Raw genomic sequence first — 25,247 nt, forward strand, 5'->3', positions numbered from 1 at the left:
TGCGATGCGTTCGCCACCTGCGCAAAGGCAGCTGCGAACCTGAAACAGGGAAATCACATGACTGATCAGGATACAGGCAAAGAACTCTGGGCCATCCGACTTGCCGAAAGAGTATCCGGTTTTCTGGAACGACCCCTGGTCAGAATCACCATTCCCGTAATCGTCATGCTGGTCGCCCTGACCGTGCTGCATGAACTGTCTGCACATGTGAAATGGTCATCCGTTCAGACGGATGTGGCGAACACCTCTTGGACACTGTTGTTCATCGCCTTGTGCTGGACCGCTTTTAGCTTTGTATCCCTGTCTTTATACGACGTCTTTGCAGTCCAGAGCGTTGCCGACGGTGAGGTCCCTTTGCCGGTTGCGGGCATGGCCGGGGCCTGTGGTTATGCGGTGTCAAACTGCCTTGGGTTTTCCTACATCACGGGCACGGCGATCAGGTACAGGATCTATGCGTCTCTAGGGTTGGATCTAGGGCGCGTCGCCGGGGTCATTGCGACCTCGTGGATCGCTTTCTGGTCTGGCATGACCTTGCTGTTGGGGGCTTTGCTGACCTTTCATCCCGACGGGATATCGAAGGTTTTGCCAATCAGCGATACGGTCGAGACGGTCATAGGATTGGGCCTTTTGATCGCTCTGGCAACGCTGTTCATCTGGCTGTCGAAAGGCGGGCGCAGGCTGGCCTATGGCGGGGTTGGATTTAACCTTCCCGGCGGCAAACTGGCCGGGTTGCTGACGCTGGCGGCCTTGGGCGATGTGTTTGGTGCGTCGATGGTTCTGTATGTGCTGCTGCCGACAGACCTTGGGATCGGCTACCCCTATTTCTTCACCATCTTTATTGGCGCGATTGCGGTCGGTATCCTCAGCCATGCGCCGGGTGGAATTGGCGCCTTCGAGGCGACTATGATCGCGGGACTTGGCGCGTCAGGCCGGTCGGATGTCATTGCCGCGCTGCTGCTGTACCGCCTGGTCTATACGTTTCTTCCCTTCCTCATCGCCACACTCTCGATCGCTGTGGCATCGGCATTGACCCATCGTCGACATATTACTGGTGCAGCCACTTGGGTTTATCGAGTGATCCGTCCGATCGTGCCCATGGTGGCCGCAGGCGTGGCCGCAGTGGCCGGTGTGATACTTCTGATCTCCGGCGCGTTGCCTGCAAGCAGCGGTAACCTGGGTGTGCTACGGGATTTCCTGCCCCTGTCCTTTGTCGAAGCGTCCCACCTGGCCGGAAGTGCGGTAGGGGTCTTGCTGATCCTTGTGTCACGGGGGCTGTTTCGCAAGCTTTACCGGGCTTGGGTTGTGGCCATGCTGTTGATGCTGGCCGGTTTTGTCGCTTCGCTGACCAAAGGGCTGGATACGCACGAAGCGCTCAGCATGGTGGGTAGCATCGTTCTGCTGGCCATGTTCCGGGATGCTTTCTATCGGGTTAGCGGCGCGTCGATCTTCAGGTTGAACATACCTTGGCTGGTCAGCGTTCTTGCATTGCTTGCCGTGATCTTTTGGGTGGGTCTGTTTGCTTATTCCCATGTCGAATATCAAAATGCCCTGTGGTGGGAGTTTGCCTGGAACGGCGACGCCTCGCGGTTCCTACGATCCAGCCTTGTGGTTGCGGTCATCCTTGGGGTGGTTGCCGTTAGCTCTCTGTTCGGGCGCGAGATTCCTGTTCCAGTCCGCACAGAAATCCCCGAAGTAGTCGAACGTCTGGTGATGGAAAGCGAAGACACGGAATCCCAGATTTCCCTGACCGGGGACAAGCAGTTCCTGATCGCGCCGGATGAAACCGCTTTTCTGGCTTATGCCGATACCGGCAACGCACTGGTCACCAAAGGTGAGCCAGTAGGGGATGAAACCGCCGGTAAACAGCTGATTTGGCAGCTGCGCGAGATGGCGGACCGTGAGGGTAAACTTTGTGCCTTCTACAGCGTTTCCACCAAATACCTGCCGACCTTTCTAGACCTTGGCCTGTCGATCCTGAAAATTGGCGAAGTAGCGCGGGTGCCGTTGAAAGATTTCTCGCTGGACGGAAAATCCCGCAAGCGGTTCCGTCAGGCCAAGAACCGGGCCGAACGCGAAGGGTATGTTTTCGAGATTATTCCAAAACAGGAACTAACCCCGATCCTGCCCGAGTTGCGCAAGATTTCGGATGACTGGCTGGCACAAAAAGCTGGGGCCGAGAAAGGTTTTGCGCTTGGCGGATTTGATGAAACCTATCTGTCCTATTTCGACCACGCGGTGCTGCGGAATGGCGAAACAGGTGAGATCGTCGCGTTTGCTAACCTGTTTCAGGGCGGGCAAAAATCAGAACTGTCGCTGGATCTGATGCGGTATGAACCAGATAGCCCAAGTTTTGTTATGGACGCGCTGTTTGCCGAGATGATGTCATGGGGGGCCGAGCAGGGGTTCCACTGGTTCTCGCTGGGGGCGGCACCGTTTTCCGGGATCGAAAACCGGCAACTGGCATCGCTGTGGAACCGCATTGGCGGCTTTGTCTATGAACATGGCGAACAGTTTTATCACTTCGAGGGGCTGCGCTCGTTCAAGCAGAAATTTGAACCAGAATGGAGCCCGAACTATTTGGCCAGCCCCGGAGGACTGGCCGCGCCGCGTATTCTCTACGAGGTCAACATTCTGATTTCGGGCGGCTTGCGCGGTCTGACGAAATAGCGCTCAGTTCAGGCTGGCTTGGGTCGGAGCCTGTTGCAGCAGGTCTCCCCAATCGGTGCGATAGGCCATTTCGGCCAGCACGGTTTCCGGCAGGAACTCCTGATTTTGCCGGATTTGCCAACCACCGCCTAAACCTTTGTAGACTGCAACCAGATTGCTCGAGACCTGCTGGCGGGCTTCGATCAGATTGGCCTGTGATCGAAGCAATGCGGTTTGCGTGTTCAGAACGCGGGAATAACTGGCGATGCCATCCCGGTATTGGTTCACCGCGATCTCGGCAGCTTTGCGCGATGCGGTGACGCTGTTTTGGTAGAATGTCACCTGTTTGCGTGATTGCGCATAGGCGACCATGGCGCTTTCAACCTCGGAATAAGCGGTCAGGACGGTGTTTTGATAGTTCGCAATCAATGCCTGATAAGCTGCGTCCTGGGCGCGGACATTATTCTTGATCCGCCCATAATTCAGCACATTCCAGACCACTCCGGCACTGGCCAGCCCAGTATTGCTGGCGGATGAAAACAGGTCCTGACTGCCCGAGGCCTGCAGGCCGATCGAACCGGACAGGATGAACTGGGGATACAGGTCAGCAATCGCGATCCCAACTTGCGCAGACTGTGTGGCAGCGGCCAGTTCTGCGGCGCGTACATCCGGGCGTCGGCGCAGCAATTCCGCTGGTACTCCAACGGCGACGTTGGATCGGGCCGAAGGGATACGACCGGAATTACCCAGCAACCCGGCCATGCGCGAGGGTGTTGTTCCCAGTAAAACAGCCAAAGCATTCTTGGTCTGTTGAAGATCGCTTTCAATTTCCGGCACCAGCGCCATGGTATTGTTCAGCAGGGCGGTGGCCTCTTGCACATCCAATTCAGTGGTGACGCCGTTGTTGAAACGCAGTTGCGTCAGATCAACCGATTCCTGTTGCAGCTTGATATTCTCTCGTGCCACGAACAGAGTTTCTTGCAGCGCGCGGAAGCTTACATATAACGCTGCTACATCGCCGGTCAGCGTGACCAAAGCGTCATCGTAATTAGCGACCTGAAGTGCCAGATTGGATCGTGCGGCCTGTACACCCCGGCGTTGCTGCCCCCACACATCCAATTCCCATTGGGCGTCGAAGCCAACCTGCGAGGTCGAGAATTCGGTATCCAGAGGGATGATCCGATTGATATCGGAAATCGGCCCGATATTATCGCTGATCTGGCGCCGCTCGATCGAACCTCCGATGGCCTGCGATTGGGGGTAAAGCTCACCAAAGGCAATCCCAAGCTGTGCGCGGGCCTGTAATACGCGTGCACCGGCCACCTGTAGCGCCAGGTTCTGGGCATAGGCTTCGGCGATCAACCGGTTCAAAGTGGCGTCGTTGAAGGTCTCCCACCATTTTGCAACAGGGGCACTACGCGAGGTGAGGCCGCTGGCACCGACTGAAGGGTTGTTTACCTCGATCCATTCCTTCACGACCGGAGAGTTCGGTCGCACAAAATCAGGACCGACAGGTGCGCATCCCACCAGCAGCGCGGCACACAGGGCTGTGCCCATCAAACTGCGGTTTAGCCTGGCCCGTGTCATACAGCGTGTCCTTAAATGTCCAGTGGTCGGATGAAGTTTGCGAAGGAATAGAGGCGGATATTGATGCGCCGCAGGAACTCAAAGCTTTTGCCCTGGCCGGTATAGATTGCCACCGCGGCATGTCCACCGGCGGGAAAGACGTGGCCATCTGGAATTTCGACCGAAATCTGCACGGCAATATGTCCGGGAATTTTTGGCAGTTCAAATCCGGGCAGGCGGCCTGATGGCAGATATTGACCCTGGCGGGTTGCCCACCAGATTGCCTCGACTTTGCCGGTCAGGATTTCTCCGGGATATAAGTCCAGCGCGACCTCAACCTGTTGCCCGGGTTTCACAAATTTCAGGTTTTGCTGCCGGTAAGTGGCGAGAATATAGGGATTTTCCTTGGTCACAAAGCTGGCGATTGCGCCCAATCGGATGTCACCGACAACCAGACCCGGGCGTGCCTGTTGTGAAACGATCATACCATCTTCGGGCGCGTAGATCGTAGTATTGTCCAGAAAGTACCGGGCCTTTTCCAACTGAGCCTGAGCTTGAACGATTCCGGTATTGACCCCGTCGATCTGCGAATCCAGCGCCAGCTTTGCCTTTTCCAGATTGGCTTCGGCCTCTTTTATCTTGGCCTGATCTTCCGTGACCTGCTCGTTCCAGCGATCCAGCTCATCCTCGCGGGCACCACCCGCTGGGACAAGGTTTTCATACCGTGCTTGCTGGGTCAGCGCATATGCCAGTTGTGCGTTGGCTCGCTCGACGGCTTCACCCGCGACGATCACATCCTGTTCCAGAATTTTGGCGTTCTGCTGGGCTGCAACCAACTGTGCGGATGCCTCTTCGAATTCAAGCGCAAAGACGGTGTCGTCGAACCGATACAGCGGATCCCCTTTCTTCACCTCTGTATTCGGCTCGACCAGAACCTCGGAAAGGATGGTTGGTTCAGTCAGACGCGGCACGATCTGTATGGTTGAGCGGACCACGTGGCTGTCGATCGAAAATGGCTGGAAGAACCGCAGCGCAACCATAAAGATCAATAACAGATGAGCACCCACCCAGAAGGAAACGATGCCCCAGGCGATACTGAACTTAAGCCATTGCAGTTTGAAGAAGATCAGCCAGACAAAAATGATGTAGAAAAGCGTAATGCCAAGAGCGACAAACATATTGTGGGACTTCCTTTAGCCTTAGCTTTTTTGTGTTTCGTCCGGGTCCAGCGGATCGCGATATTCTTCAGTCAGTTCACCGCCCAACCGTTTGATATCCTTGCGTATCGCATCGCGTTCATCGTCGGGCAAACGGCGGATATCGACTGTGGCTGCATCGTGGAAAGCCCACATAAAGGCGTGAATCCAGGGAACGACGGCCAGAAACCCCATCCAGCCCATGATCTTGACTGCCTCGGCATGGGGATGGTTGCGTTTGATTGCGATGCGGCCGGGCAGTCCCATTATGAACAGAAACAGCGCCATTACAGCGGCCAGCAGCAGTATAAGTGCGATAAATGTCAGATAGTCATAATAGCCTAGCGGCTGCCCCAGTAGTCCCATTCCGATGCCTCCATGAGGGAAGGTTTATCCATCCTCAGTTGTTGGTGTCCAGTTCGTCAATCAATTTGTAGCTTGTTGGCGGGTCAGCGCAGATACCTGGGCCACATTCCAACAAGGTCGCCCCCGCATTCAGAGCGGCCAGCCCTAGCATCACAAAGAACGCGGTTTTGGCCAGCGTATTGCCCCCGAACCGTGGTTGATCGACGGTTGTGTCCTGATATTGACGGTCGAAAAGCAGCAAGATTGCCGTGCCCAGCAGGATCAGAAAAAAGCAGATCGCGGCCCATGTGTAGTAGTGATACCCAAAAACAGGCGAACCATAGTGGCCGGTACCCGGTACGATATGCAGCAAGATCTGGCGAACGGAAACGCTGATCCCAAACAGTGCCGCAAGCAACATCAACGCATAATGCTGCGGCCGGGCTCCGTATAGCAGGTTCAGGCCCAAACCAACGCCCACCGCTACGAACCCGACCCGTTGCAATAAGCAAAGCGGGCAGGGCAGTTCGTTCAGCGCCAGCTGGTATCCGAAGGCCAGTACAAGAACGAGGCTGACCGCCAGGGTTCCCAACGCGTTCAGGGTGCGGGAAAGCTCGGGTGTCATTGTGGCCTCCTACAGCTGAATGGTCAGTTGGCTGGTGGCATGAAACTTCAGCCAATAAACACTTAGGGCCATGGTAATGAAGAACACAACATTGGCCGCTTTGGTTTTTCTATAATAATTCAGCCCCATAGTGGCTGTGAGTAACGCAAATAAAAGCGCGATCATGGCCCGGATCTCCCCCTTGCCGTGCACTGATTGCAATATGTTGTGATACTGTCAGGGCCGGTCGCCTATGACAAGAACCACGTTTGGAATTACGCGTTTAATGCGAATCTCCAGTGGTTCGGCCGCTGTATACGACCCGCGTTCCCCATTCCTTACATTTACGTGCAAGCCCACTTGGAAGAGGTTGATCTGTAAAGAAAACGTCAACTTCGGACATCGAGGCAATACGGGCAGGGGCCGAGCGCTGAAATTTCGAATGATCGGCAACCAGAAAGCTGTGTCTGGCCTGTGCAATGATAGTCTGGCTGACACGGACTTCTTGGAAATCGAAATCCAGAAGATCACCATCGGCGTCCAGTGCGGAACACCCGATTACCGCATAATCGAACTTGAATTGTTCAATCGTTGAATTGGTCAGGTTGCCGATCAGACCACCGTCCGACCGGCGCAGAACACCACCGGCGACGACGATCTGGCAGTTCGTGTTTTCCACCAGGATACGCGCGACATTCATGTTATTTGTCACCACCATAAGATCTTTGTGGTTTAGCAACTGATGCGCGACAGCCTCGGTCGATGTACCGATGTTCAAAAAAAGCGATGCACCATCCGGTATGTTGGCAGCGCAAACCTGTGCGATACGGGTCTTGATTTCAGCATTCAGGGCGCGCCGGTCCTCGTAACCGATATTCGAAACGCCGGATCGCAGGACCGCGCCGCCATGAACCCGGTCCAGCTTGCCCAGTTCCGCAAGCTCGGAAAGATCACGCCGGATCGTTTGGACCGTGACACCAAACTGCAACGCCAGATCCTCGACCATGACGCGACCATTCTGCTTGGCGATTTCTATGATGTCTGACTGGCGGAACGAAAGAGACAAGGGAAGCTCCGGTTATTGGGTTCTTTCGTTTTTGTTCCTTTTTTCGCAATATTGCAACCGGCAGAAAACAAACATCGTTTGACAACAACAAAAAATCACTATTCTTGTTCGTTACGCGAAAAAAAACGAAAATCCACATTGACGAACCGAGTATCGAACGGGTTAATTGCCGCACGTTTTCAGCAAAAGGACTGACCTGCAAATGGCACAGCAGACTGGCCAGGTTACTGACCTATTCATCATCGGTGGCGGTATTAACGGTTGCGGGATCGCGCGTGATGCGGCCGGGCGGGGATTGTCGGTGACATTGGCCGAGATGAACGACTTGGCATCGGCGACGTCCTCTGCCTCGACCAAACTGTTCCATGGCGGCCTGCGGTATCTTGAGTACTTTGAATTCCGACTGGTCCGCGAGGCGCTGATCGAGCGTGAGACCTTGCTGCGGGCAATGCCGCATATCAGTTGGCCGATGCGCTTTGTGCTTCCGTACCACGATGGGATGCGCTTTGACTCGGACACGCCGACATCGCGCCTGCTGAGCATGGTGATGCCCTGGATGCGCGGTCGTCGCCCGGCCTGGCTGATCCGTCTGGGCCTGTTCATGTATGACCACCTCGGGGGGCGTAAAATTCTGCCGGGAACTTCGTCGCTGAATCTACGGTCTGCGCCCGAAGGCGGCCCGCTGCAGAACAGGTTCGAAACTGCCTATGAATATTCCGACTGCTGGATTGAGGATTCCCGTCTGGTGGTTCTGAACGCCCGTGATGCCGAGGCCAGAGGTGCCGAAATTCTGGTCCGGACAGAGGTTCTGTCTGCCGAAAGGGTCGATGACCTGTGGCATGTCACGATCCGCGACAAGCAGAGTGATGAAACGCGCGTCGTCCAGGCCAAGATGCTGATCAATGCCGGTGGCCCTTGGGTCGGGGACATTATTCAGGACAAAATCCACGTGAACTCGCGTGAAGGCGTTCGGTTGGTTCGCGGCAGCCATATCGTAACCCACAGGTTATTCAACCATGACAAATGCTATTTCTTTCAGGGCGAAGACGGGCGCATCATCTTTGCCATTCCCTATGAGAGAGATTTCACCCTTATTGGAACAACTGATCAGGATCACCCAGATCCATCGGTTTCTCCAGTCTGTACTGAGTCTGAACAGGAATATCTGTGTGCATTTGCGTCAAAATATTTTGAGCAGCCTGTGACCCACGAAGACATCGTTTGGACTTATTCCGGTGTGCGCCCTCTGTATGACGATGGGGCCAGCAGCGCAACGGCCGCGACCAGAGACTATACTCTGAAGGTCAATGGGCTTGGCGGCGCTCCGGTTTTGAATGTTTTCGGCGGCAAGATTACGACCTATCGCAGATTGGCCGAAAGTGCGCTTGAGAAAATCGCTGAGTACTTCCCGGATTTGCCCGGTCCATGGACCGCTGGTGTTTCTTTGCCGGGTGGCGATTTCCCCGTTAGCGCAGTGCAAGACCTTATTGCCGGTCTGGAATTCGACTATGCCTTTTTGAATCGCACATGGGCGGAACGGCTGGTGCGCGCCTATGGAACCGAGGCGCGCGCTATTCTGGCCGATGCAAAGACCGCTGAGGATCTGGGGGAAGAGTTCGGGGCGACTCTGACCGAACGCGAAATGGAATGGCTGGTCACCAAGGAATATGTGCGCTGCGCTGAAGATGCCATCTGGCGCAGAAACAAGCTGGGCCTAAGACTTGATGCCGATCAGATCGCTGCCATCCAGCGCTGGATCGAAAAGCGCCTGGCCCATTAAAGAAAAGCCCCGCGTTTTTGGCGGGGCTTTTTTTGATTTATGCGGCTTCTTCCGAAGGGTCGGGGTCGTTCTTTGTCCCTTTGAGCCATTCCCTCAGCCCCTGCATCAGGGCGTAAAGTACCGGCACAAGGATAACGCCAACCAGAGTTGCCGCCAGCATTCCGCCAAAGACGGCGACACCGATGGCCTTCTGGCTAGCCGCTCCCGCGCCGTTCGCGGCAAGCAACGGTACAACACCCAACAGGAAGGAGAGGGCAGTCATCATCACCGCGCGGAAACGTTGATGGGCGGCTTCGGCTGCAGCATCTTTGATCGAAAGGCCATTGGCACGCTGTTCCATTGCGAATTCAACGATGAGGATACCGTTCTTCGACGCAAGCCCCACCAGCATGATCATCCCGATCTGCGTGTACAGGTTTATGTCGCTGCCCACGATGGCCACCGCCGCAACCGCCCCGAACAGGGCAACAATAACCGATAGAAGAATGGACACCGGCATCGACCAGCTTTCGTATTGCCCCACCAGGAACAAATAAGCGAACAGGACAGCAAGCCCGAGGATAATGATCACAAGGCTGCCGGATGCAAGCTGCTGTTGTGCGGTGCCTGTCCATTCAAACGCGTATCCCGAGGGTAGGGCGTTGGCGGATTCTTCTGTCATCACAGTGATAGCGTCGCCACTGGACAGCCCTGGCGCAGGTACAGCTGTAACTGTTGCCGAACGGAACAGGTTATGCCGTTTTAACAGGACTGGCCCCAACACGTTTTCCACGTCGATCAACGTACCCAATGGAACCATATCGCCCTTGGTCGAGCGCACATACAGGTTCGAAATATCTTCGACCTTGTTTCGATAGCTCCCCTCGGCCTGAATCATCACGCGGTAGACGCGGCCAAACAGGTTGAAATCGTTCACATAGTACGAGCCTAGTTGGGCTTGCATCGTCTGGAAAATCTCAGCAACAGACACTTCCAGGGTTTTCGCTTTCTCACGGTCCAGATCGACAAATAGCTGAGGAACATTGGCCCGGAATGTTGTATAGGCCTGACCAATCTCGGGTCGCTGGTTTGCAGCATAGACGAAGGACCCAACGGCCGAGGCCAGATCCTGAGGCGTACCGCCCCCGACTTGCTGAACCTCCATTTCCACACCGGCTGACATGCCGAGGCCCTGAATCGGTGGCGGGTTGAAGGCCACGATCGAAGCTGCGGATTCGCCATTTGCAATCGCCAGAACCTTGCCCAGAATGGCATCGGCAGACAGGTCGGGATCTTGCCGCTCGTCCCAGTTGTCGAGGTTCACAAAAACGGTCGCTCCATTTGTGGTTGTGCCGTTCAGCAGCGAAAACCCGTTGATCAGAACCGTACTGGCGACCCCCGAGATATCGCGGATCTGGTCGTCGACCCGACCTGCGATAGTCTCGGTGCGTTCCAGCGTTGCCGCATCTGGCAACTGGATGTCCACAAAGAGATAGCCGTTGTCTTCAAGCGGAATAAAACCGCTTGATGTGTTCGACATGATCGTCCCTGTACCCATGGCCAGAACAACGATGACGCCCAGTCCGGCGACTGGCAGAATTAACAGTTTTCGGACAATGACAACATAACCGTCACGCAGCGTTCCGATGAAACGCTCAAACAGGGCCAGAATACCCTTGGGCGGACCCGAGCGTGCGCGCAGAACCAATCCGCAAAGCGCCGGAGACAAGGTCAAAGCGTTGATTGACGAAATCACGACCGCAGTCGAGATGGTGACTGCAAACTGAGAATACAGTCGCCCCGAGATGCCAGGCATAAAGGTTACGGGCACAAAAACGGCCAGCAGAACCAGTGTGGTTGCGATGACGGGTCCGGTGATTTGGCCCATCGCTTTCCGTGTCGCCTCAGGCGGGGACAACCCTTCGTCGGCGATAATGCGTTCAACGTTTTCAACCACCACGATGGCATCATCGACCACGATCCCGATGGCCAGTACAAGCGCGAACAAAGAAATTGTGTTCAGGGACATCCCAAACGCCAGCAGGAACGCGAACGTCCCGATCAGCGAAACAGGAATAGCAACCGCCGGAATGATCGTGGCACGCCAACTGCCCAAAAAGACAAATACGACCGAAATCACCAAAACGAACGTCAGCATCAGGGTGGAAACCACGTCGTTCAGAGATTGTTCCACGAAGTCCGTCGTGTTGAACGGAACCTGATATTCAACATCTGTTGGGAACGAACGCGACAGCCGGTCCAATTCGGCCTGAACACGATCAGAAACAGCCAACGCATTGGCACCGGGGGCTTGATAGATTCCGATAACCGTTGCGGGTTCTGCCTGGAAATACCCCGAAGCCGAGTAGAACTGCGCTCCAAGTTCGGTTCTGGCAATGTCCCTTATGCGTACGATTGCCCCTGCATCACCAGTACGGATGACAATATTGCCAAATTCAGCGGCCGAGGTCAGCCGGCCCTTGGTCTTGATCGTATATTGAAATGTCTGTCCCTCAGGGACCGGAGGCGAGCCTATCGAACCGGCAGACACTTCGATATTCTGTTCTCGGATAGCGTCTATGACATCACCCGGTGAAATCGACAGGGCGGTCATCTTGTCGGGATCCATCCAGATCCGCATTGCATATTCAAGGTTAGTCAGAACATCGGCTTTACCAACACCCTGTACCCGTGCCAACGCATCTTTCAGGTTGATCGAAGCGTAGTTCGACAAGAATACACTGTCATAGGTGCTTTTGGGTGAGGTCAGCGTGACCAGCATCAGCATATTGGTCGATGCCTTCTGAGTAACGACACCCGACGAAGTCACCTCTGACGGAAGCGAAGACATGGCCTGCGCAACGCGGTTCTGCACGTTAACGGATGCAATGTCGGGGTCGGTGCCGACTTCGAAGGTAATATTCAACGAATACGAGCCGTTATCCGAAGAGGTGGACGTCATGTAGATCATGTCATCCACGCCGTTGACCTGCGCCTCGATCGGCGCGGCGACGGTGTTCTCGACCGTTTCGGCATTGGCACCGGTATAGGTGGCGGAAACGCTGACGACCGGTGGCGTAATATCAGGAAACTGGGCGACCGGCAAAACCATATAGCCGATCCCGCCCATGATCGTCAGGACAAGCGAAATAACTAGGGCCAGCTTGGGCCGGCTGATGAACAGGGATGAGAACATCTGTTACTCTCCCGGCTGCTCGGATGCGGTGACAGCATCCACTGCCACACCCGGGCGCACGCGCTGGAGGCCCTCGACGATCACGCTTTCCCCTTCGCGCAGGCCGTCTAGAACGATCACAGCAGTTCCGACATTGTCGCCGGTGGTGATATAGCGCTGTTCGACCATTTGCTTATCGTTAACGACCAGAACGAAATCACCGCGCTGATCACGCGACAAGGCCGCCTGCGGGATCAGAACCTGCAAGGTCGGCTCCAGGGCTTCGATATGAACGCTCAGGAACTGACCATCGAGGATCAGCCGGTCGGCATTTGTGAATTCGGCCCGCATTGCAATCGTTCCAGTTAGCGGGTCGATATGGTTGTCAACGAAAACAATCGAACCTGTTTCGCCCAGATCCGATCCATTGGGCAGCGTTACATGCACATTCGGGCTTTTGGGGCTTTCGGCCAGCGACGATGCATTCTCGCCATATTGTTCAAGAACCGAGGTAAACTGTTTCTCGTTCAACGAGAAATTCACATACACTGGTGCCTCGCTGACGATATTCACCAATGGTGGGTTGTTCGGGCCGACAACGTCCCCGACGCTGATAGCGACCCGCCCGATACGGCCGGTGAACGGTGCGTGGACCTTAGTATAGCTCAGATCAAGTTCGGCCTGTTGGATTGCGGCTTTCGCGGCTTTGACTTCGGCAATGGCCACAAGTTCGTTGGCACGGGCGATATCCCGTTCGCTTTCCGGAGTGGCATCGCGTTTGTAAAGTTCTTCTTTACGGGCCAGGTCAACTTTGGCGAGCTCAAGATTTGCTTCGGCACGGTCCAGATCGGCATTCCGTGCATCTAGTGTCGCCTGATACAGGTCCGGCTCGATCGTGAACATAAGGTCGCCTTCATTCACCATCGCGCCGTCTTCAACATTCTGACTGTCCAGAAAACCGCTGACCCGGGCGACAATATCGGCCTTGTTCAGCGCCTCAGCTCGACCGATGAAAGTCGCCTCGTCCGTGATTTCTTGTGTGTAGGCCGCTGCGATGGACACTTTCGGCGGTGGGGCGTCACCTTTATCCTGCGCGGCAGCTGGCACCACCAACCCACACAGGGCAAAAGCTGCGGCATACCAAACGGATTTGGCTATGGGGTCATTCGGTCGAAAGCTGAAAAGTGTTGATGCAAGGATCATGGCAGAAGCCCCATTGAAACAAAAACTGGACACAACTCGGGTCGCCGCCAGCGGTCCGAGTCGCCTAAACTCTTTGTGAGGATGGCTGGTTTTGGTAGGTTTCTCAAGCGTGTTAGCCCGTAGGGCAATCGCTTACCCAAGGATATTTTTCTGTAGGGCGGCAGGTTTACGAAAATCGGCCAGGGCTAGTTTCCTGATCTGGCAAGGGCGTTTCCGGCAATCTGGATTAAACGCAAAATGAAAAAAGGGGGCCGTTAAGCCCCCTGTATTCTTTTCCCGGTCGGGTGTCTTAGGTGCGGACACCTGCAAAACGGTCCTGCCAATCTTCGCGCTGTTCGTCGGTGATCTTGGCGAACAGAACATCAGGAACGGCAAAGTCGTGGCCTGCGGGCAGGGCGGACAGGGCCGCCGCAACATCGTTAGGCCAGCCGGTATCCAGCGTGTTCATCGCGCTCAGCATACGGGCGGTGGTTTCGGGAATGAACGGCGCACTGAGCACGGCATAGAGCCGGATCAAGTTCAGACCCAGACGAACCTGTACCGCGGCCTGTTCGGGATCTTCCTTGAAGGTCGACCAGGGTGCCGCGGATTGAAGATACTCGTTCCCGGCAACCCAGATGGCGCGCAATTCCTGCGCGGATTTGCGAACTTCCATCGCCTCCATGAACCCTTCATAGGCGCGGACGCGGCGGGTCAGCTCTTCGATCAGGGCCTGCTCGCGGTCCCCATAGGTGCCGCCTTGGGGCACCGCCTCGCCGAATTTTGAGCGGCAGAACTTGGTGATCCGGCTGACGAAGTTGCCCAACACATCGGCCAGATCCTTGTTCACCGATTGCTGGAAGTTCTCCCAGGTGAATTCGCTATCGCTGCTTTCGGGCGCATGGCTCAGCAGCCACCAGCGCCAGTAATCGGCAGGCAGGATGTCCAGCGCCTGATCCATGAACACGCCGCGACCTTGGCTGGTTGAGAACTGGCCGCCGTCATAGTTCAGGTAGTTGAAGGATTTCAGATGGTCGACCATCTTCCACGGCTCACCCGAACCTAGAATGGTCGCCGGGAAGGACAGGGTATGGAACGGCACATTGTCCTTACCCATGAACTGAACATAGCGCACGTCATCGGCACCTTTGTCAGTGCGCCACCAGCGCTCCCACTCGGCATCCGGCTTGCCGGTCACATCAGCCCACTCCTTGGCGCAGGCGATGTATTCGATCGGCGCGTCGAACCAGACGTAAAAGACCTTGCCTTCCATACCCGGCCAGTCCTGATCGCCTTTCTTGACCGGCACGCCCCAGTCCAGATCGCGGGTGATACCCCGATCTTGCAGGCCGTCGCCGTCATGTAACCATTTCTTGGCAATGGATGTGGTCAGGATCGGCCAATCGGTCTTGGAGTCGATCCAGGCGTCCAGCTGATCCTTCATCGCGGATTGGCGCAGATACAGGTGTTTGGTTTCGCGTACCTCCAGATCGGTTGACCCGGAAATGGCCGAGCGCGGCTCGATCAGGTCAGTTGGGTCCAATTGCTTGGTGCAGTTTTCGCACTGATCACCGCGCGCCCGGTCATAGCCGCAGTTGGGGCAGGTGCCTTCGATATAGCGATCCGGCAGAAACCGTCCATCGGCGTGGGAATAGACCTGCTTCTCGCTCACTTCGCGGATCAGCCCGGCATCTTCCAGCTTGCCCGCGAAATGCTGGGTCAACGCTTTGTTCTGGGCGCTGGACGAGCGGCCAAAGTGATCAAAGCTCAGGCCAAAGCGCTGTGCGATATCGGCTTGCACGCCATGCATCTCGGCACAGTAGTCGGCGACCGGCTTGCCTGCCTTGGCGGCGGCCAGCTCGGCCGGGGTGCCGTGTTCGTCGGTGGCGCAGAGAAACATGACCTCATTCCCCCGGCCGCGCTGATACCGCGCATACAGGTCGGCGGGCAGTTGCGAGCCGATCAGATTGCCGAGGTGCTTGATCCCGTTGATGTAGGGGATCGCCGAGGTGATGAGAATCCGAGCCATGTTCCGTTTCCGCGTATGTAACTGCAGGCTCGTCTATCTTATGTCACAGCCCAGCAAAAGCCCGGCTTTTGCCCGGATGCCACTTTCCGGCCCCAGGCACCGAAAAAACCCCAAAGAACGGATTTCCCGACTGCCGCTGTGTCACCATGTTAATTACCCATAGGTTGAAATATAGAATCACAACCTCTTGAAACTTTGTCATGACTCCCCATATTTACTGCATACCATAGTATACAATTACGGAGACAGCCCACTGATGCTCAGTTTTCTACTCGAGGGTGCATTTGTGCCCTTTACCATTGCGATTGCGCTGTTGTTTGGCCTTTTGGGGCTGGAACTGGTGGCGCTGTTGCTGGGTGGAAGCCTGATGGCGGGTGAGGGCGAGGTTGACCTTGATGTGGTTGACGCTCCGGAATTGGACATTGGTGATTTCGAACTTGATCTGGACGCGGATGTCGATCTGGGTGAGTTCGAGCTGGCCGAGGTCGCGGCGGAAACGCCGGTTGTGGCCTCGGACGGTCCTGCAAGCTGGCTGGGCTTTGGCAAAGTGCCGTTCATGATCTGGCTGGTGGTTCTGCTGGCTGGCTTCGGCCTGTCGGGCATCGGTCTGCAGCTGGGCCTGCGTGATGTGATGGGCTTTGATCTGCCCTCATGGATGGCCGCGATCCCGGCCGGGGCCTTTGGCATCTGGTTTGCGCGTGGCTTTAGCGCGGTCTTTGCCCGCCTGCTGCCGAAAACCGAGACCGAGGCGATGTCAGAACGGATGCTGGCCCGCCGTCGCGGTTTCATCTCGCAAGGGACGGCATCCCGAGGCCGCCCGGCCGAAGTGCGGGTCATGGACCGCTTTGGCAATGCGCATTACCTGCGCGCTGAGCCCCTGCAGGACAAGGATACGCTGGAACAAGGCACCGAAGTGCTTGTCCTGCGCGACCGACGGCGCGACCGGTTCGTTCTGGTCGGCTTGTCAGACTAACTAAATTTCAAACCCCAATCTTGGAGGATTTTGCATGGGACTTGAACTCCTGATCATTATTGTTGCGACCGTTTTATCGATACTAGTGTTAATTGGATTGGTTTTGAAACGGTTGTACCGACGGACCACCCGCGAGATCAGTCTTGTTAAGACTGGTGCTGGCGGCAAGAAAGTTATTATGGACGGTAGCGCTTGGGTTATCCCCCTTCTGCACGAAGTCAGCCCAGTAAACATGAAAACGCTGCGCCTTGAAGTTCAACGCAGCGCTGAGGCTGCCCTGATCACGAAAGACCGGATGCGTGTCGATGTAGGTGTCGAGTTTTATGTCTCGGTGATGGCTACGGACGAAGGCATCGCACGTGCCGCCCAAACCCTGGGCGCCCGCACATTCGATATCGAACAACTGCGTGAGATGATCGAAGGCAAACTGATCGACGGTCTGCGCGCCGTGGCCGCGCAGATGACCATGGACGGTCTGCACGAAAACCGCGCTGACTTTGTGCAAGAGGTGCAGAATGCGGTCTCCGAAGACCTGTTGAAAAACGGCCTGTCGCTGGAATCGGTCTCGCTGACCGCGTTGGACCAGACGCCGTTCGAAGCGCTGGATGAGAACAACGCCTTTAACGCCGTGGGTATGCGCAAGCTGGCCGAGGTGATTGCGACCTCGAAAAAAGAGCGCGCGCAGATTGATGCGGATGCCGAGGTAGAAGTGCGCCGTGCTGCCATGGAAGCTCAGCGTCAAAAGCTGTTGATCGACAAGGACGAAGAGCAGGCCCGCATCGAACAGACGCAACAGATCGAAACCCTGCGCGTGGCGCAAGAGGCCGAGATCGCCGCGCGGACCGAGGATTCGGTGCGTGAAACCGAACGTGCCCGGATTGCCCGTGAAGAAGCCATTCGTGGCGCCGATATCGAGCGCGAGCGTAAAATCCGTGAGGCCGAGATCTCGAAAGAGCGCGAATTAGAGGTTGCCGAGCAAGAGCGTCAGATCATCATCGCGCAGAAATCCGAAGAGGAAAGCCGCGCCCGTGCGTCTGCCGATCTGGCCCGCGCTGAGGCGACCAAAGCGACCGAAGCAGTGGTTACCGCCCGTCAGGTGGCCGAGGCCGAGCGTCAGAAGCAGATCGTGCTGATCGAAGCGACGCGTGAGGCTGAACGTCAGGCCACAGCCATCCGTCTGGCCGCCCAGGCCGAGAAAGAAGCTGCCGCCGACCGCGCCGAAGCCCGCCGTGAAGAGGCGCAAGCCGAAGCGGATGCGCTGAATATTCGCGCCGAGGCCAAGAAGAACGACATGCTGGCCGAAGCGGAAGGTAAGCGCGCGATTGTCGAGGCTGACAATGCCCTGTCCGTTGATCAGATCCGCCTGAAGGTTGATCTGGCCCGGATTGAAGCGATGCCGACGATCATTGCGGAAATGGTCAAACCTGCCGAAAAGATCGACTCGATCAAGATCCACCAGGTTGGCGGGATCGGTGCCGCCGGTGGTGGCGGAGGCGCCAATGGCGACAAGCCGGTGGTGAACCAGGCGCTGGATTCGATCATGGGTATGGCCGTGCAGATGCCCGCGCTGAAAAAGCTGGGCGAAGAGCTGGGCCTGTCGATGGAAAACGGGGTCGGGGGCATCGTCAACGGCGCGCTAGAGCCGACGGTTGATCCGGTGAAAGAGGTCGAAGTTGTCGACAAGGAACCTCACACCGAACACTAAAACGAAAGGGCCGGGATTTTCCCGGCCCTTTTTCTATCGTTCCTCGCGGGATCGTTTCAGCAAGCGCCCGATGGTAAACGAGGTTCGCGGTGAATAGACATAGCTGGTGCGTTCCTCGGGTGTTGGCCGCGACCGCATCCGCGCCAGACCAAAGATGATCAGGAACACGTGGCCAAGTGCCACAAAGGCAAAAAGCGCGCCGGGTCCAAAGGATTGGATCAAAGTGGATGACACGTAAGGCGAGGCAATCGCACCCAGCGCATACCAGAACATCAGCGCGGCAGAGAGCTCGACCCGTTGTTCGGTTGTGGCAAAGTCATTGGCGTGCGCGGATGAAACTGAGAAAATCGGGAAGGTCGTAAAGCCGAACAAACACGCGGCCAGCATGACGCCGACGGTTCCGGTGTTGCCGGCGGCCATGGTCACACCGCAGCTTAGGACGGCGGCAACCGAAAGCCAGATCAGTACCCAGCGCCTGTCGTATTTATCGGCCAGCCATCCCATCGGATATTGCGCCAACGCGCCGCCCAGCACGAAAGACGCCAGGAAAAACGCGATCTGATCGACGCCAAGCCCAACCTCTTGCCCGTAAACAGGGCCGACCATCCGAAAGGACGCCGAGCTTAACGCGGCAACCACCACCCCGGCCACCGCCAGAGGAGAGCTGTTCCAGGCCAGTTTCGGGCGCAAGCGCGGGGCGTCGGGCGTTTCGGGCTGGCTGGCGCGGGTCAGTGTTAGCGGCAACAGGGCAGCGCAGCACAGGATCGCCAGCAAGTTATACGAGACATATGATGCTGGTGGCAGAACTGCGATGATCAGCTGGGCGCAGAGGGACGCGCCCATATCGACGATGCGATAGGTGCCCATGGCGCGCCCGCGCGTCTCATTCGTGACTTTTGCGTTCAGCCAGGCCTCGATCACTGTGTAGCACCCGGCGACACAGGCGCCTGACGCGATTCGAAGGGCCGCCCAGATATAAGCGTTGTCCGTCAGGGTGTGCCCCAGCAACCCCATTGCGCCCAAAGCTGTGCAAACGGCAAATGCCCGCGAATGGCCGACGCTTCCCATCAGGCGCGGGGCCCACCAGCATCCCACAAAGAAGCCAACGAAATGGGCCGAGCCCAACAGACCAATTTGCCCGGTGGTGAAATTCAGGGTCAGGCCGGAAATCGCATCCAGCGGGCCAACGCCACCGGTGGACAGTTGAAGCAGAATGACGGAAAGAAATAGGGCGGCAAAGGAAATGATCGTGCGCATGATGGGCTCAGATTGCGATATTTCCAGCGCGGTGCGCGCGGCTTATCGACTTTGTGGCGTCGTTTTTGATCTATCCAGTCTTTTTGATCTTGGCCCGGATATCAAGGCCAACAGTTTCCTTTACGAGGTCGGAATAACCCGAGGCGCCAAATTCGTGACGGTTCAGTGAACCGCTGAGTTGGACGGAGAGGTTATTCAAGTTGTCTCGGGCGCTGCCGGGCGGGCGAAAAATATTGGCGCGCAATGTGATTGGTCGCGTTACACCACGCAAGGTCAGATCTCCTGTGATCTCGGCCCCGTTCGAGATACGTCCACCGTTGCCAAGCTGAATATCGGTCGAGGTGAAATGAATTGTGGGAAATCCTGTGGCGTCTAGAACCCCAGCGCTGAGCATGGGTTTGCGGGCAAAGGGCAGGTTGGTGCGCGCCTTGGCAACGTTCAGCGAAACATCCACCCGGCTGTTGGCCAGGTCGGTCATGTCAATTCGGATATCTGCAGATCGTATCGGCATGGTTCCGGACTGTGTGATTCCGGACAGCTCGAACGTAAAATCTACGGAAGTGCCATTGTGGACCAGTTCATAGGGACGCAACCCGGCCAGAGCCGGGTGCGCAAATGGAAGGGTGGTCAACCCGGACAGTACAGCGCGCCTTGTCAGTTGGGTCATATCATGACCTCCAGCCTGCGGGGCCGTGATCGCCTTAGCAACATCAGCAGGATAGCGATGTTCAGCCCGTTCCAGAGGATGCCATTGATAAAGGCCAGTTGATAATTTCCGGTTAAGTCGTAAATCCACCCGGACATCCATCCGCCCAGTGCCATGCCCATGATGGTCATCATCATGACAAAGCCAACGCGTGCTCCGGCCTCTTGCGGGGGCATATATTCACGTACGACGAGCGCATAGCTGGGGACAATGCCGCCCTGCGCCAGACCGAACATGAGGCTGATAATGTAAAGTGAGGCCATCCCGTCATAGGGAAGGAACAGAAATAGGGCGATACATTGCAGGAAAGAGCCGACCAGCAATGTCATCAACCCGCCCAGCTTGTCGGCGACCAACCCCGAGATCACTCGGCTGACCACGCCGCCCAGCAACATCAGCGAGAGCATCTCGGCTCCGACCGCCGGGCCATATCCGAGCCCGACGCAGTAGGACACGATATGGACCTGCGGCATCGACATGGCCACGCAACAGCCGATTCCGGCCAGACCAAGAACGTATTGCAAGCTGCGCGGCGATATTCCCACGCTGCGCGCGTTGATCTGCGCATTGGCGGCGGCGGTCTGATGGGCCTCGATCGGGACTTGCCGGCGCAGCAGCAGAGACAGGGGTATGACAACGAGCAGCGTTATGACCGCCAGCGTCAGATAGACCTGCTGCCATCCCTCACGTGCAAGGATGCCTGACAGAAGCGTTGGCCAGATCGCCCCGGACAGGTAGTTTCCACTGGCAACCAACGCCACCGCAATCCCGCGGCGTTTCATGAACCAGTGTGAGATGTCCGCGATCAGAGGGCCAAAACCAACAGCCGTGCCCAACCCCAACAGCAGATGGGCCAGTGACAAGAGCAGCATATTCGGCGCCCATGTTGCCAACAGATAGCTGACCGCGCTCAGAAGGGCGGCACCGATCAGTGCCTTGGTCACGCCCAACCGATCAACCAGTTGCCCCAGCCACATGTTCCCCAGTGCAAACCCGATCATCGACAAGACATAGGGAAATGAGGCTTCGGCCCGACCGGCGCTGAATTGCGCCTCGATCGCGGGCATCACGACGATTACCGCCCACATGCCCACATTCGCCACCGTAGCGATTGCGAGGGTGATCAGAAGGCGAAGCCAAGAATAGCGGCTGTCATGGATTGGATGGCTCATACCGGAACGCTAGGGTTGGATGTGGCACTTGGCTAGTCACAAGTGCCGTGAGCCGCGTAACTTATTCCCCCCAATACACATCTTGGGCCTTGATCCGCGTCAGGTTCAGCCCGGCATGTGGCTTGGTCTGGGTGGCCTGCCAGCTGACCGGGGGCAGGGCGCGGGCGCGACGGCGGGTCAGGGTCCAGCAGGGAACCCCGGCGTGATGATCCGCAGCCATGTGCCAGCGGGTTTCAACCCCCTGTGCGCCGCCATCGCCAGGGGTCAGTAACAGGCCCAGCGGGGCTGGCCCCATCGTGCCGCCTTGTTCCGCGGCCAGATGCATCCGTCGGACCGGCGTCAGGCCGGGCGCCTCGGGCAGATCGCAGATCACCAGTGGGGTTGCCCCGCTGCGCAACGCTTCTTCCATGCACCACAGCAGGTCCTCGGCATGGTTGGGGCGGGCAAACAGGAACCGAGCAGGATCGGCAAAGGCCATCATCCCACCCGGGTGCAACTGGCTGGCCTCCCACGCGGGGGAAATCCACAACACCGGCCCCTGTGCCTGACCGGCCAACCACATGGCAAAGCTGCGCCGGGCGGGGCCGCAGGCCTCGTGCACGCGGGCCAGTTGCAGAGTGATCTGCGGATGGAGCTGCAGCCCCGCCATTTGTCGTGCAGGCTTGCGGCCAAGAAGATGTGTGGACATGCTATTACTCTAGCATGTTCTTATTATGTTCTCAATATCGAGAGGGCATCAGCGCGACAGGATCAGACGCCCATCCGCGAATTGAATATTCGAGAACCGGTGCAGGTAATCCATGCCCAGCAAGGACTGATCCAGCGCCCCTTCATTCACCCAGGCCGAGACATTGCGATCCGTGATCGGCCCCAGTTCAAGGCTGTCCAGCCGTATCGGGGCGGTGCGCACCTCGCCATTGGCCGTCAGGGCCCGCCCGAAATAGTTCAGCTGATCGGGGTCAACACCGATGCGTCTTGCATCCGCCTCGTTCAACACAATCTGGCTGGCGCCGGTATCGACCAAAAAGGTGATGGGCTCTCCATTGACCAGAACCGGTAGATAGTAATGCCCGTCATAGGCGCGCGGCACCTCGATGCTTTCTCCGGTCACGGTCATCTGCGGGGCAGGGCCCACAGTGCTGCGGATATCGCCCCACAGTCCATAGGCGGCAATGATACCGATAAAAATAAACACCCAGGCCAGAGCCTGTTGCAACGTTTTGTTCAGGCTTTGCCGGTTCTGAGAGATAAACCAGGCCACGACCGCTGCGCCCAGCAATCCAAGATAGGCCAGATTTGCAATGCTGTCGCCGTCCATACCGCTACCTTACTGCGTCACTCGAATCCAATATGGGGATTTATGACGCAAATCCAAAGGCTTTTAGCCCATCCAAGATAAACTGAACTGACAAGGCCGCCAGCAGCATGCCCAACAGGCGGGTCAGCACATTCAGCCCGGTCTTGCCCAGAATTCGTGCCACCGCGCCTGAAGACAGGTAGGTGACGAACACCATCGCCACTACGATCAGCATCATGCCGATCACCACGGCCAGACCCTCTATGCCCGGATGCTGCCCGGCCAGCAGGATCATTGTGGCAATCGCGCCGGGTCCTGCAATCAGGGGAATACCCAGCGGAAATACCGAAGGATCAGGATGCTCTTCTTCTTCGGCGCTGTTTTCGCGCCGCTTGGTGCGCCGTTCGAACAGCATGTCCAGCGCTGTGAGGAACAACAGAACTCCGCCCGCAACGCGGAACGCCTCCATCGAGATGCCAATAAAGCCCAGAACCGCCTCGCCGAATGCGGCGAACATGGCCAGAATCCCAGCCGCTGTCAGACAGGCGCGCACCGCTATTGTATAACGCGCATGCCGATCCATGCCTTGTGTCAGGGCCACAAAGATCGGCGTTTGTGCTGGCGGATCAATGACCACAAGCAATGTTGTAAACGAGGTGATGAGAAAGGCTGTATCCATCATGCTGCGGTCTCTGCCTGTTCCAGCCGCTCTGCTGCAACCACCCAAAGTGCCTCGGCTTTTTGCATGGCCTTGACCACCTCGGCAAATTTCCGGTTCCAGATTGCCAGGTCGTTGATCTTGTCGTCTTCATACAAACTGGGGTCCGCCAGTTTGGCCGAGAGCTTTTCGTGCATATCCGTCAATTTCTCGATCCGTTCCTCACATTTGCGCAGATCGGCGCGCAGGGTCAGAACCACCTCGCGTGATGGGCGTTTGGGCTTGGCCGTCAGCGGCTTTTCCTTAACAGGTTTGTCGCGGCCCAGCAGAAGGGACCGATAAGATTCCAGATCCCCGTCAAACTGTTTGACGGATCCGTCCGAGACCAGCCAGAGGTGGTCCGCCACCAGCGACAGTAGGTGCATGTCATGACTGACCAGCACTACGGCCCCGGAATAGGCGGTCAATGCCTCAACCAGCGCCTCGCGGCTTTCGATGTCCAGATGGTTGGTCGGTTCGTCCAGAATCAGCATATGCGGGGCGTCGATGGTGGCAAGCAGCAGCGACAGGCGCGCCTTTTGACCGCCGGACAGCCGCCCGACCTTGGTTTCTGCCTGATCGGTATTCAATCCGAACCCGGCCAAACGCGAGCGCCACTTGCCCGGTGCTTCATTCGGGCGCAATCGGCGCAGATGATCCAAGGGCGTCTCGTCCACATGCAGCTCATCCACCTGATGCTGTGCAAAATAGCCGATGCGCAGCTTGGTGCTGCGGCTCATCTTGCCAGCCATCAACGGCAGACGATCAGACAGCAGCTTGGACAGGGTCGATTTGCCCTGACCGTTCTTGCCCAGCAGCGCGATACGGTCATCCTGATCAATGCGCAGGTTCAGTCTGCGCAGCACCTCGGTCTCGCCGTATCCCGTCACACCGCCTTCGATCTGAATGATCGGGGGCGACAGTTCTTCGGGTTCTGGGAAGGAAAAAGCGCGCAGAGCAGCCTCTTGCGGGGTCGAGACCAACTGAATGCGTTCGATCATCTTCAGGCGCGACTGGGCCTGAACTGCTTTGGACGCCTTATAGCGAAAGCGATCCACGAAGCTTTGCAGATGCGCGATGCGCGCCTTCGCCTTGGCGTTTTCCGATTCCGCCTGTGCCAGACGTTCAGCACGGCGTTCGGCGAATTTGTCGTAAGGCACCGCGTAATAGGTCAGCTTGCGGTCTTCCAGATGCAGGATCGACCCCACAGCGCGGTTCAGCAAGCCGCGGTCATGGCTGATGATGATCACCGTGTGCGGATATTTCGCCAGATAGCTTTCCAGCCACAGCGCGCCTTCCAGATCCAGATAGTTGGTCGGTTCGTCCAGCAGCAACAGATCAGGCTGCGAGAACAGCACCGCTGCTAGCGCGACGCGCATGCGCCAGCCGCCGGAAAAGTCCGAACAGGGTTTCAGTTGATCCTCGTCATCGAACCCCAACCCTTTGAGGATCGAGGCTGCGCGCGCTTCGGCCGACCAGGCGTCTATATCGGCCAGCCGGGTCTGAATATCGGCGATGCGTCCGGGGTCCGTGGCACTATCGGCTTCAGTCATCAACGCGCTGCGCTCGGTATCGGCGGCCAGAACGGTATTGATCAGTGAGGCCTCGGACGAGGGCACCTCTTGCGCCACGCCACCAATACGCGCCCGTTTCGGGACAGCGATACTGCCCGATTCCAGCGCCAGTTCCCCCCGGATCAAGCGAAACAGGGTGGTCTTGCCGGTGCCATTGCGCCCCACTAGTCCAACCTTGTGGCCATCGGGGATGGTTGCGCTTGCGCCCTCGAACAAAGGGCGGCCTTCAACGGCATAGGTGATGTCTTGAATCCGTAACATATGCTGCTCTTAGCAGAGCCTTTATGCCGCCGCCAGC

At 57.1% G+C, this 25,247-nt stretch carries 20 protein-coding genes; 4 read left to right on the forward strand and 16 right to left on the reverse strand.

The genetic code is table 11. The annotated features are described in order from the left end of the window. The first annotated feature begins 57 nt into the window (after positions 1-57). On the forward strand, positions 58-2,667 hold the full coding sequence (gene mprF, locus AC2FIC_RS03035; RefSeq protein ID WP_496690697.1) for a bifunctional lysylphosphatidylglycerol flippase/synthetase MprF: 2,610 nt from the start codon (positions 58-60) through the stop codon (positions 2,665-2,667). A gap of 3 nt (positions 2,668-2,670) precedes the next feature. Here the strand turns inward: mprF and AC2FIC_RS03040 are convergent, their stop codons facing one another. The 6 genes from AC2FIC_RS03040 to AC2FIC_RS03065 all read right to left on the reverse strand — a co-directional run bounded on the left by AC2FIC_RS03040 (position 2,671) and on the right by AC2FIC_RS03065 (position 7,423). Then, positions 2,671-4,233: an efflux transporter outer membrane subunit gene (locus AC2FIC_RS03040; RefSeq protein ID WP_496690696.1), complete on the reverse strand. Its 1,563-nt coding sequence runs from the start codon at positions 4,231-4,233 to the stop codon at positions 2,671-2,673. An 11-nt stretch (positions 4,234-4,244) separates the two neighbouring features. Next, positions 4,245-5,390 carry an HlyD family secretion protein gene (locus tag AC2FIC_RS03045; protein WP_281994737.1) on the reverse strand — a complete coding sequence of 382 codons (1,146 nt, stop codon included), beginning with the start codon at positions 5,388-5,390 and terminating at the stop codon, positions 4,245-4,247. Between the two features lie 21 nt (positions 5,391-5,411). Continuing rightward, entirely contained in the window at positions 5,412-5,774 is a 363-nt protein-coding gene (locus AC2FIC_RS03050; protein ID WP_496690695.1) for a DUF3302 domain-containing protein, read from the reverse strand. Positions 5,775-5,808: 34 nt separating this feature from the next. Then, positions 5,809-6,378, reverse strand: coding sequence for a disulfide bond formation protein B (locus AC2FIC_RS03055; RefSeq protein WP_496690694.1), 570 nt, complete (start codon positions 6,376-6,378; stop codon positions 5,809-5,811). Positions 6,379-6,387: 9 nt separating this feature from the next. After that, complete coding sequence (locus AC2FIC_RS03060) at positions 6,388-6,543, reverse strand: DUF5993 family protein (RefSeq protein ID WP_271946630.1); 156 nt, start codon at positions 6,541-6,543, stop codon at positions 6,388-6,390. Positions 6,544-6,640: 97 nt separating this feature from the next. After that, positions 6,641-7,423 (reverse strand): DeoR/GlpR family DNA-binding transcription regulator, encoded by a 783-nt coding sequence (locus AC2FIC_RS03065; RefSeq protein WP_271946633.1) that lies wholly within the window; start codon positions 7,421-7,423, stop codon positions 6,641-6,643. Positions 7,424-7,625: 202 nt separating this feature from the next. On the opposite strand from AC2FIC_RS03065, the gene glpD reads away from it, so the two are divergent. Then, the gene (gene glpD, locus AC2FIC_RS03070) at positions 7,626-9,203 is read left to right on the forward strand and encodes a glycerol-3-phosphate dehydrogenase (protein WP_496690693.1); all 1,578 of its coding nucleotides are present in this window, start codon (positions 7,626-7,628) and stop codon (positions 9,201-9,203) included. A gap of 37 nt (positions 9,204-9,240) precedes the next feature. Here glpD and AC2FIC_RS03075 read toward each other — a convergent pair whose 3' ends face one another. From AC2FIC_RS03075 to metG, 3 genes are all read right to left on the reverse strand, one after another. After that, positions 9,241-12,378: an efflux RND transporter permease subunit gene (locus AC2FIC_RS03075; RefSeq protein WP_496690692.1), complete on the reverse strand. Its 3,138-nt coding sequence runs from the start codon at positions 12,376-12,378 to the stop codon at positions 9,241-9,243. 3 nt (positions 12,379-12,381) lie between these two features. Next, on the reverse strand, positions 12,382-13,560 hold the full coding sequence (locus tag AC2FIC_RS03080; RefSeq protein ID WP_496690691.1) for an efflux RND transporter periplasmic adaptor subunit: 1,179 nt from the start codon (positions 13,558-13,560) through the stop codon (positions 12,382-12,384). 289 nt (positions 13,561-13,849) lie between these two features. Further along, positions 13,850-15,568, reverse strand: coding sequence for a methionine--tRNA ligase (metG, locus tag AC2FIC_RS03085; protein WP_496690690.1), 1,719 nt, complete (start codon positions 15,566-15,568; stop codon positions 13,850-13,852). Positions 15,569-15,824: 256 nt separating this feature from the next. Here metG and AC2FIC_RS03090 point away from each other — a divergent pair, with 256 nt between their 5' ends. After that, positions 15,825-16,541, forward strand: coding sequence for an OB-fold-containig protein (locus AC2FIC_RS03090; protein WP_496690689.1), 717 nt, complete (start codon positions 15,825-15,827; stop codon positions 16,539-16,541). A gap of 34 nt (positions 16,542-16,575) precedes the next feature. Beyond that, positions 16,576-18,246 carry a flotillin family protein gene (locus tag AC2FIC_RS03095; protein ID WP_496690688.1) on the forward strand — a complete coding sequence of 557 codons (1,671 nt, stop codon included), beginning with the start codon at positions 16,576-16,578 and terminating at the stop codon, positions 18,244-18,246. 33 nt (positions 18,247-18,279) lie between these two features. Here the strand turns inward: AC2FIC_RS03095 and AC2FIC_RS03100 are convergent, their stop codons facing one another. The 7 genes from AC2FIC_RS03100 to AC2FIC_RS03130 all read right to left on the reverse strand — a co-directional run bounded on the left by AC2FIC_RS03100 (position 18,280) and on the right by AC2FIC_RS03130 (position 25,210). Further along, complete coding sequence (locus tag AC2FIC_RS03100; RefSeq protein ID WP_271946650.1) at positions 18,280-19,503, reverse strand: MFS transporter; 1,224 nt, start codon at positions 19,501-19,503, stop codon at positions 18,280-18,282. Between the two features lie 70 nt (positions 19,504-19,573). Next, on the reverse strand, positions 19,574-20,170 hold the full coding sequence (locus tag AC2FIC_RS03105) for a YceI family protein (RefSeq protein WP_496690687.1): 597 nt from the start codon (positions 20,168-20,170) through the stop codon (positions 19,574-19,576). Then, positions 20,167-21,381, reverse strand: coding sequence for an MFS transporter (locus AC2FIC_RS03110; RefSeq protein ID WP_496690686.1), 1,215 nt, complete (start codon positions 21,379-21,381; stop codon positions 20,167-20,169). The genes AC2FIC_RS03105 and AC2FIC_RS03110 overlap by 4 nt, the downstream gene beginning before the upstream one ends. Positions 21,382-21,442: 61 nt before the next feature. Beyond that, the gene (locus tag AC2FIC_RS03115; RefSeq protein ID WP_496690685.1) at positions 21,443-22,069 is read right to left on the reverse strand and encodes an ImuA family protein; all 627 of its coding nucleotides are present in this window, start codon (positions 22,067-22,069) and stop codon (positions 21,443-21,445) included. 48 nt (positions 22,070-22,117) lie between these two features. Then, a complete protein-coding gene (locus AC2FIC_RS03120; protein ID WP_142634277.1) occupies positions 22,118-22,699 on the reverse strand; it encodes a retropepsin-like aspartic protease family protein in 582 nt (193 codons plus the stop codon). 40 nt (positions 22,700-22,739) lie between these two features. Next, positions 22,740-23,360, reverse strand: coding sequence for a MarC family protein (locus tag AC2FIC_RS03125; RefSeq protein ID WP_142634274.1), 621 nt, complete (start codon positions 23,358-23,360; stop codon positions 22,740-22,742). Further along, positions 23,357-25,210 carry an ABC-F family ATP-binding cassette domain-containing protein gene (locus AC2FIC_RS03130; protein WP_496690684.1) on the reverse strand — a complete coding sequence of 618 codons (1,854 nt, stop codon included), beginning with the start codon at positions 25,208-25,210 and terminating at the stop codon, positions 23,357-23,359. Before AC2FIC_RS03130 ends, AC2FIC_RS03125 begins: the two co-directional genes overlap by 4 nt. Between the last annotated feature and the right edge of the window lie 37 nt (positions 25,211-25,247).

Source organism: Ruegeria sp. CDSC079 (assembly GCF_059610505.1).

What these genes read in the sequence shown, in the direction of transcription:
- AC2FIC_RS03115 (WP_496690685.1), bottom strand. Translation starts at nt 22,069, where the DNA reads ATGTCCACACATCTTCTTGGCCGCAAGCCTGCACGACAAATGGCGGGG.
- AC2FIC_RS03045 (WP_281994737.1), bottom strand. Translation starts at nt 5,390, where the DNA reads ATGTTTGTCGCTCTTGGCATTACGCTTTTCTACATCATTTTTGTCTGG.
- AC2FIC_RS03040 (WP_496690696.1), bottom strand. Translation starts at nt 4,233, where the DNA reads ATGACACGGGCCAGGCTAAACCGCAGTTTGATGGGCACAGCCCTGTGT.
- AC2FIC_RS03100 (WP_271946650.1), bottom strand. Translation starts at nt 19,503, where the DNA reads ATGCGCACGATCATTTCCTTTGCCGCCCTATTTCTTTCCGTCATTCTG.
- AC2FIC_RS03075 (WP_496690692.1), bottom strand. Translation starts at nt 12,378, where the DNA reads ATGTTCTCATCCCTGTTCATCAGCCGGCCCAAGCTGGCCCTAGTTATT.
- metG (WP_496690690.1), bottom strand. Translation starts at nt 15,568, where the DNA reads ATGGCTCGGATTCTCATCACCTCGGCGATCCCCTACATCAACGGGATC.
- AC2FIC_RS03125 (WP_142634274.1), bottom strand. Translation starts at nt 23,360, where the DNA reads ATGATGGATACAGCCTTTCTCATCACCTCGTTTACAACATTGCTTGTG.
- AC2FIC_RS03060 (WP_271946630.1), bottom strand. Translation starts at nt 6,543, where the DNA reads ATGATCGCGCTTTTATTTGCGTTACTCACAGCCACTATGGGGCTGAAT.
- AC2FIC_RS03080 (WP_496690691.1), bottom strand. Translation starts at nt 13,560, where the DNA reads ATGATCCTTGCATCAACACTTTTCAGCTTTCGACCGAATGACCCCATA.
- AC2FIC_RS03055 (WP_496690694.1), bottom strand. Translation starts at nt 6,378, where the DNA reads ATGACACCCGAGCTTTCCCGCACCCTGAACGCGTTGGGAACCCTGGCG.
- AC2FIC_RS03110 (WP_496690686.1), bottom strand. Translation starts at nt 21,381, where the DNA reads ATGAGCCATCCAATCCATGACAGCCGCTATTCTTGGCTTCGCCTTCTG.
- AC2FIC_RS03095 (WP_496690688.1), top strand. Translation starts at nt 16,576, where the DNA reads ATGGGACTTGAACTCCTGATCATTATTGTTGCGACCGTTTTATCGATA.
- AC2FIC_RS03130 (WP_496690684.1), bottom strand. Translation starts at nt 25,210, where the DNA reads ATGTTACGGATTCAAGACATCACCTATGCCGTTGAAGGCCGCCCTTTG.
- AC2FIC_RS03105 (WP_496690687.1), bottom strand. Translation starts at nt 20,170, where the DNA reads ATGACCCAACTGACAAGGCGCGCTGTACTGTCCGGGTTGACCACCCTT.
- AC2FIC_RS03050 (WP_496690695.1), bottom strand. Translation starts at nt 5,774, where the DNA reads ATGGGACTACTGGGGCAGCCGCTAGGCTATTATGACTATCTGACATTT.
- mprF (WP_496690697.1), top strand. Translation starts at nt 58, where the DNA reads ATGACTGATCAGGATACAGGCAAAGAACTCTGGGCCATCCGACTTGCC.
- AC2FIC_RS03120 (WP_142634277.1), bottom strand. Translation starts at nt 22,699, where the DNA reads ATGGACGGCGACAGCATTGCAAATCTGGCCTATCTTGGATTGCTGGGC.
- AC2FIC_RS03090 (WP_496690689.1), top strand. Translation starts at nt 15,825, where the DNA reads ATGCTCAGTTTTCTACTCGAGGGTGCATTTGTGCCCTTTACCATTGCG.
- glpD (WP_496690693.1), top strand. Translation starts at nt 7,626, where the DNA reads ATGGCACAGCAGACTGGCCAGGTTACTGACCTATTCATCATCGGTGGC.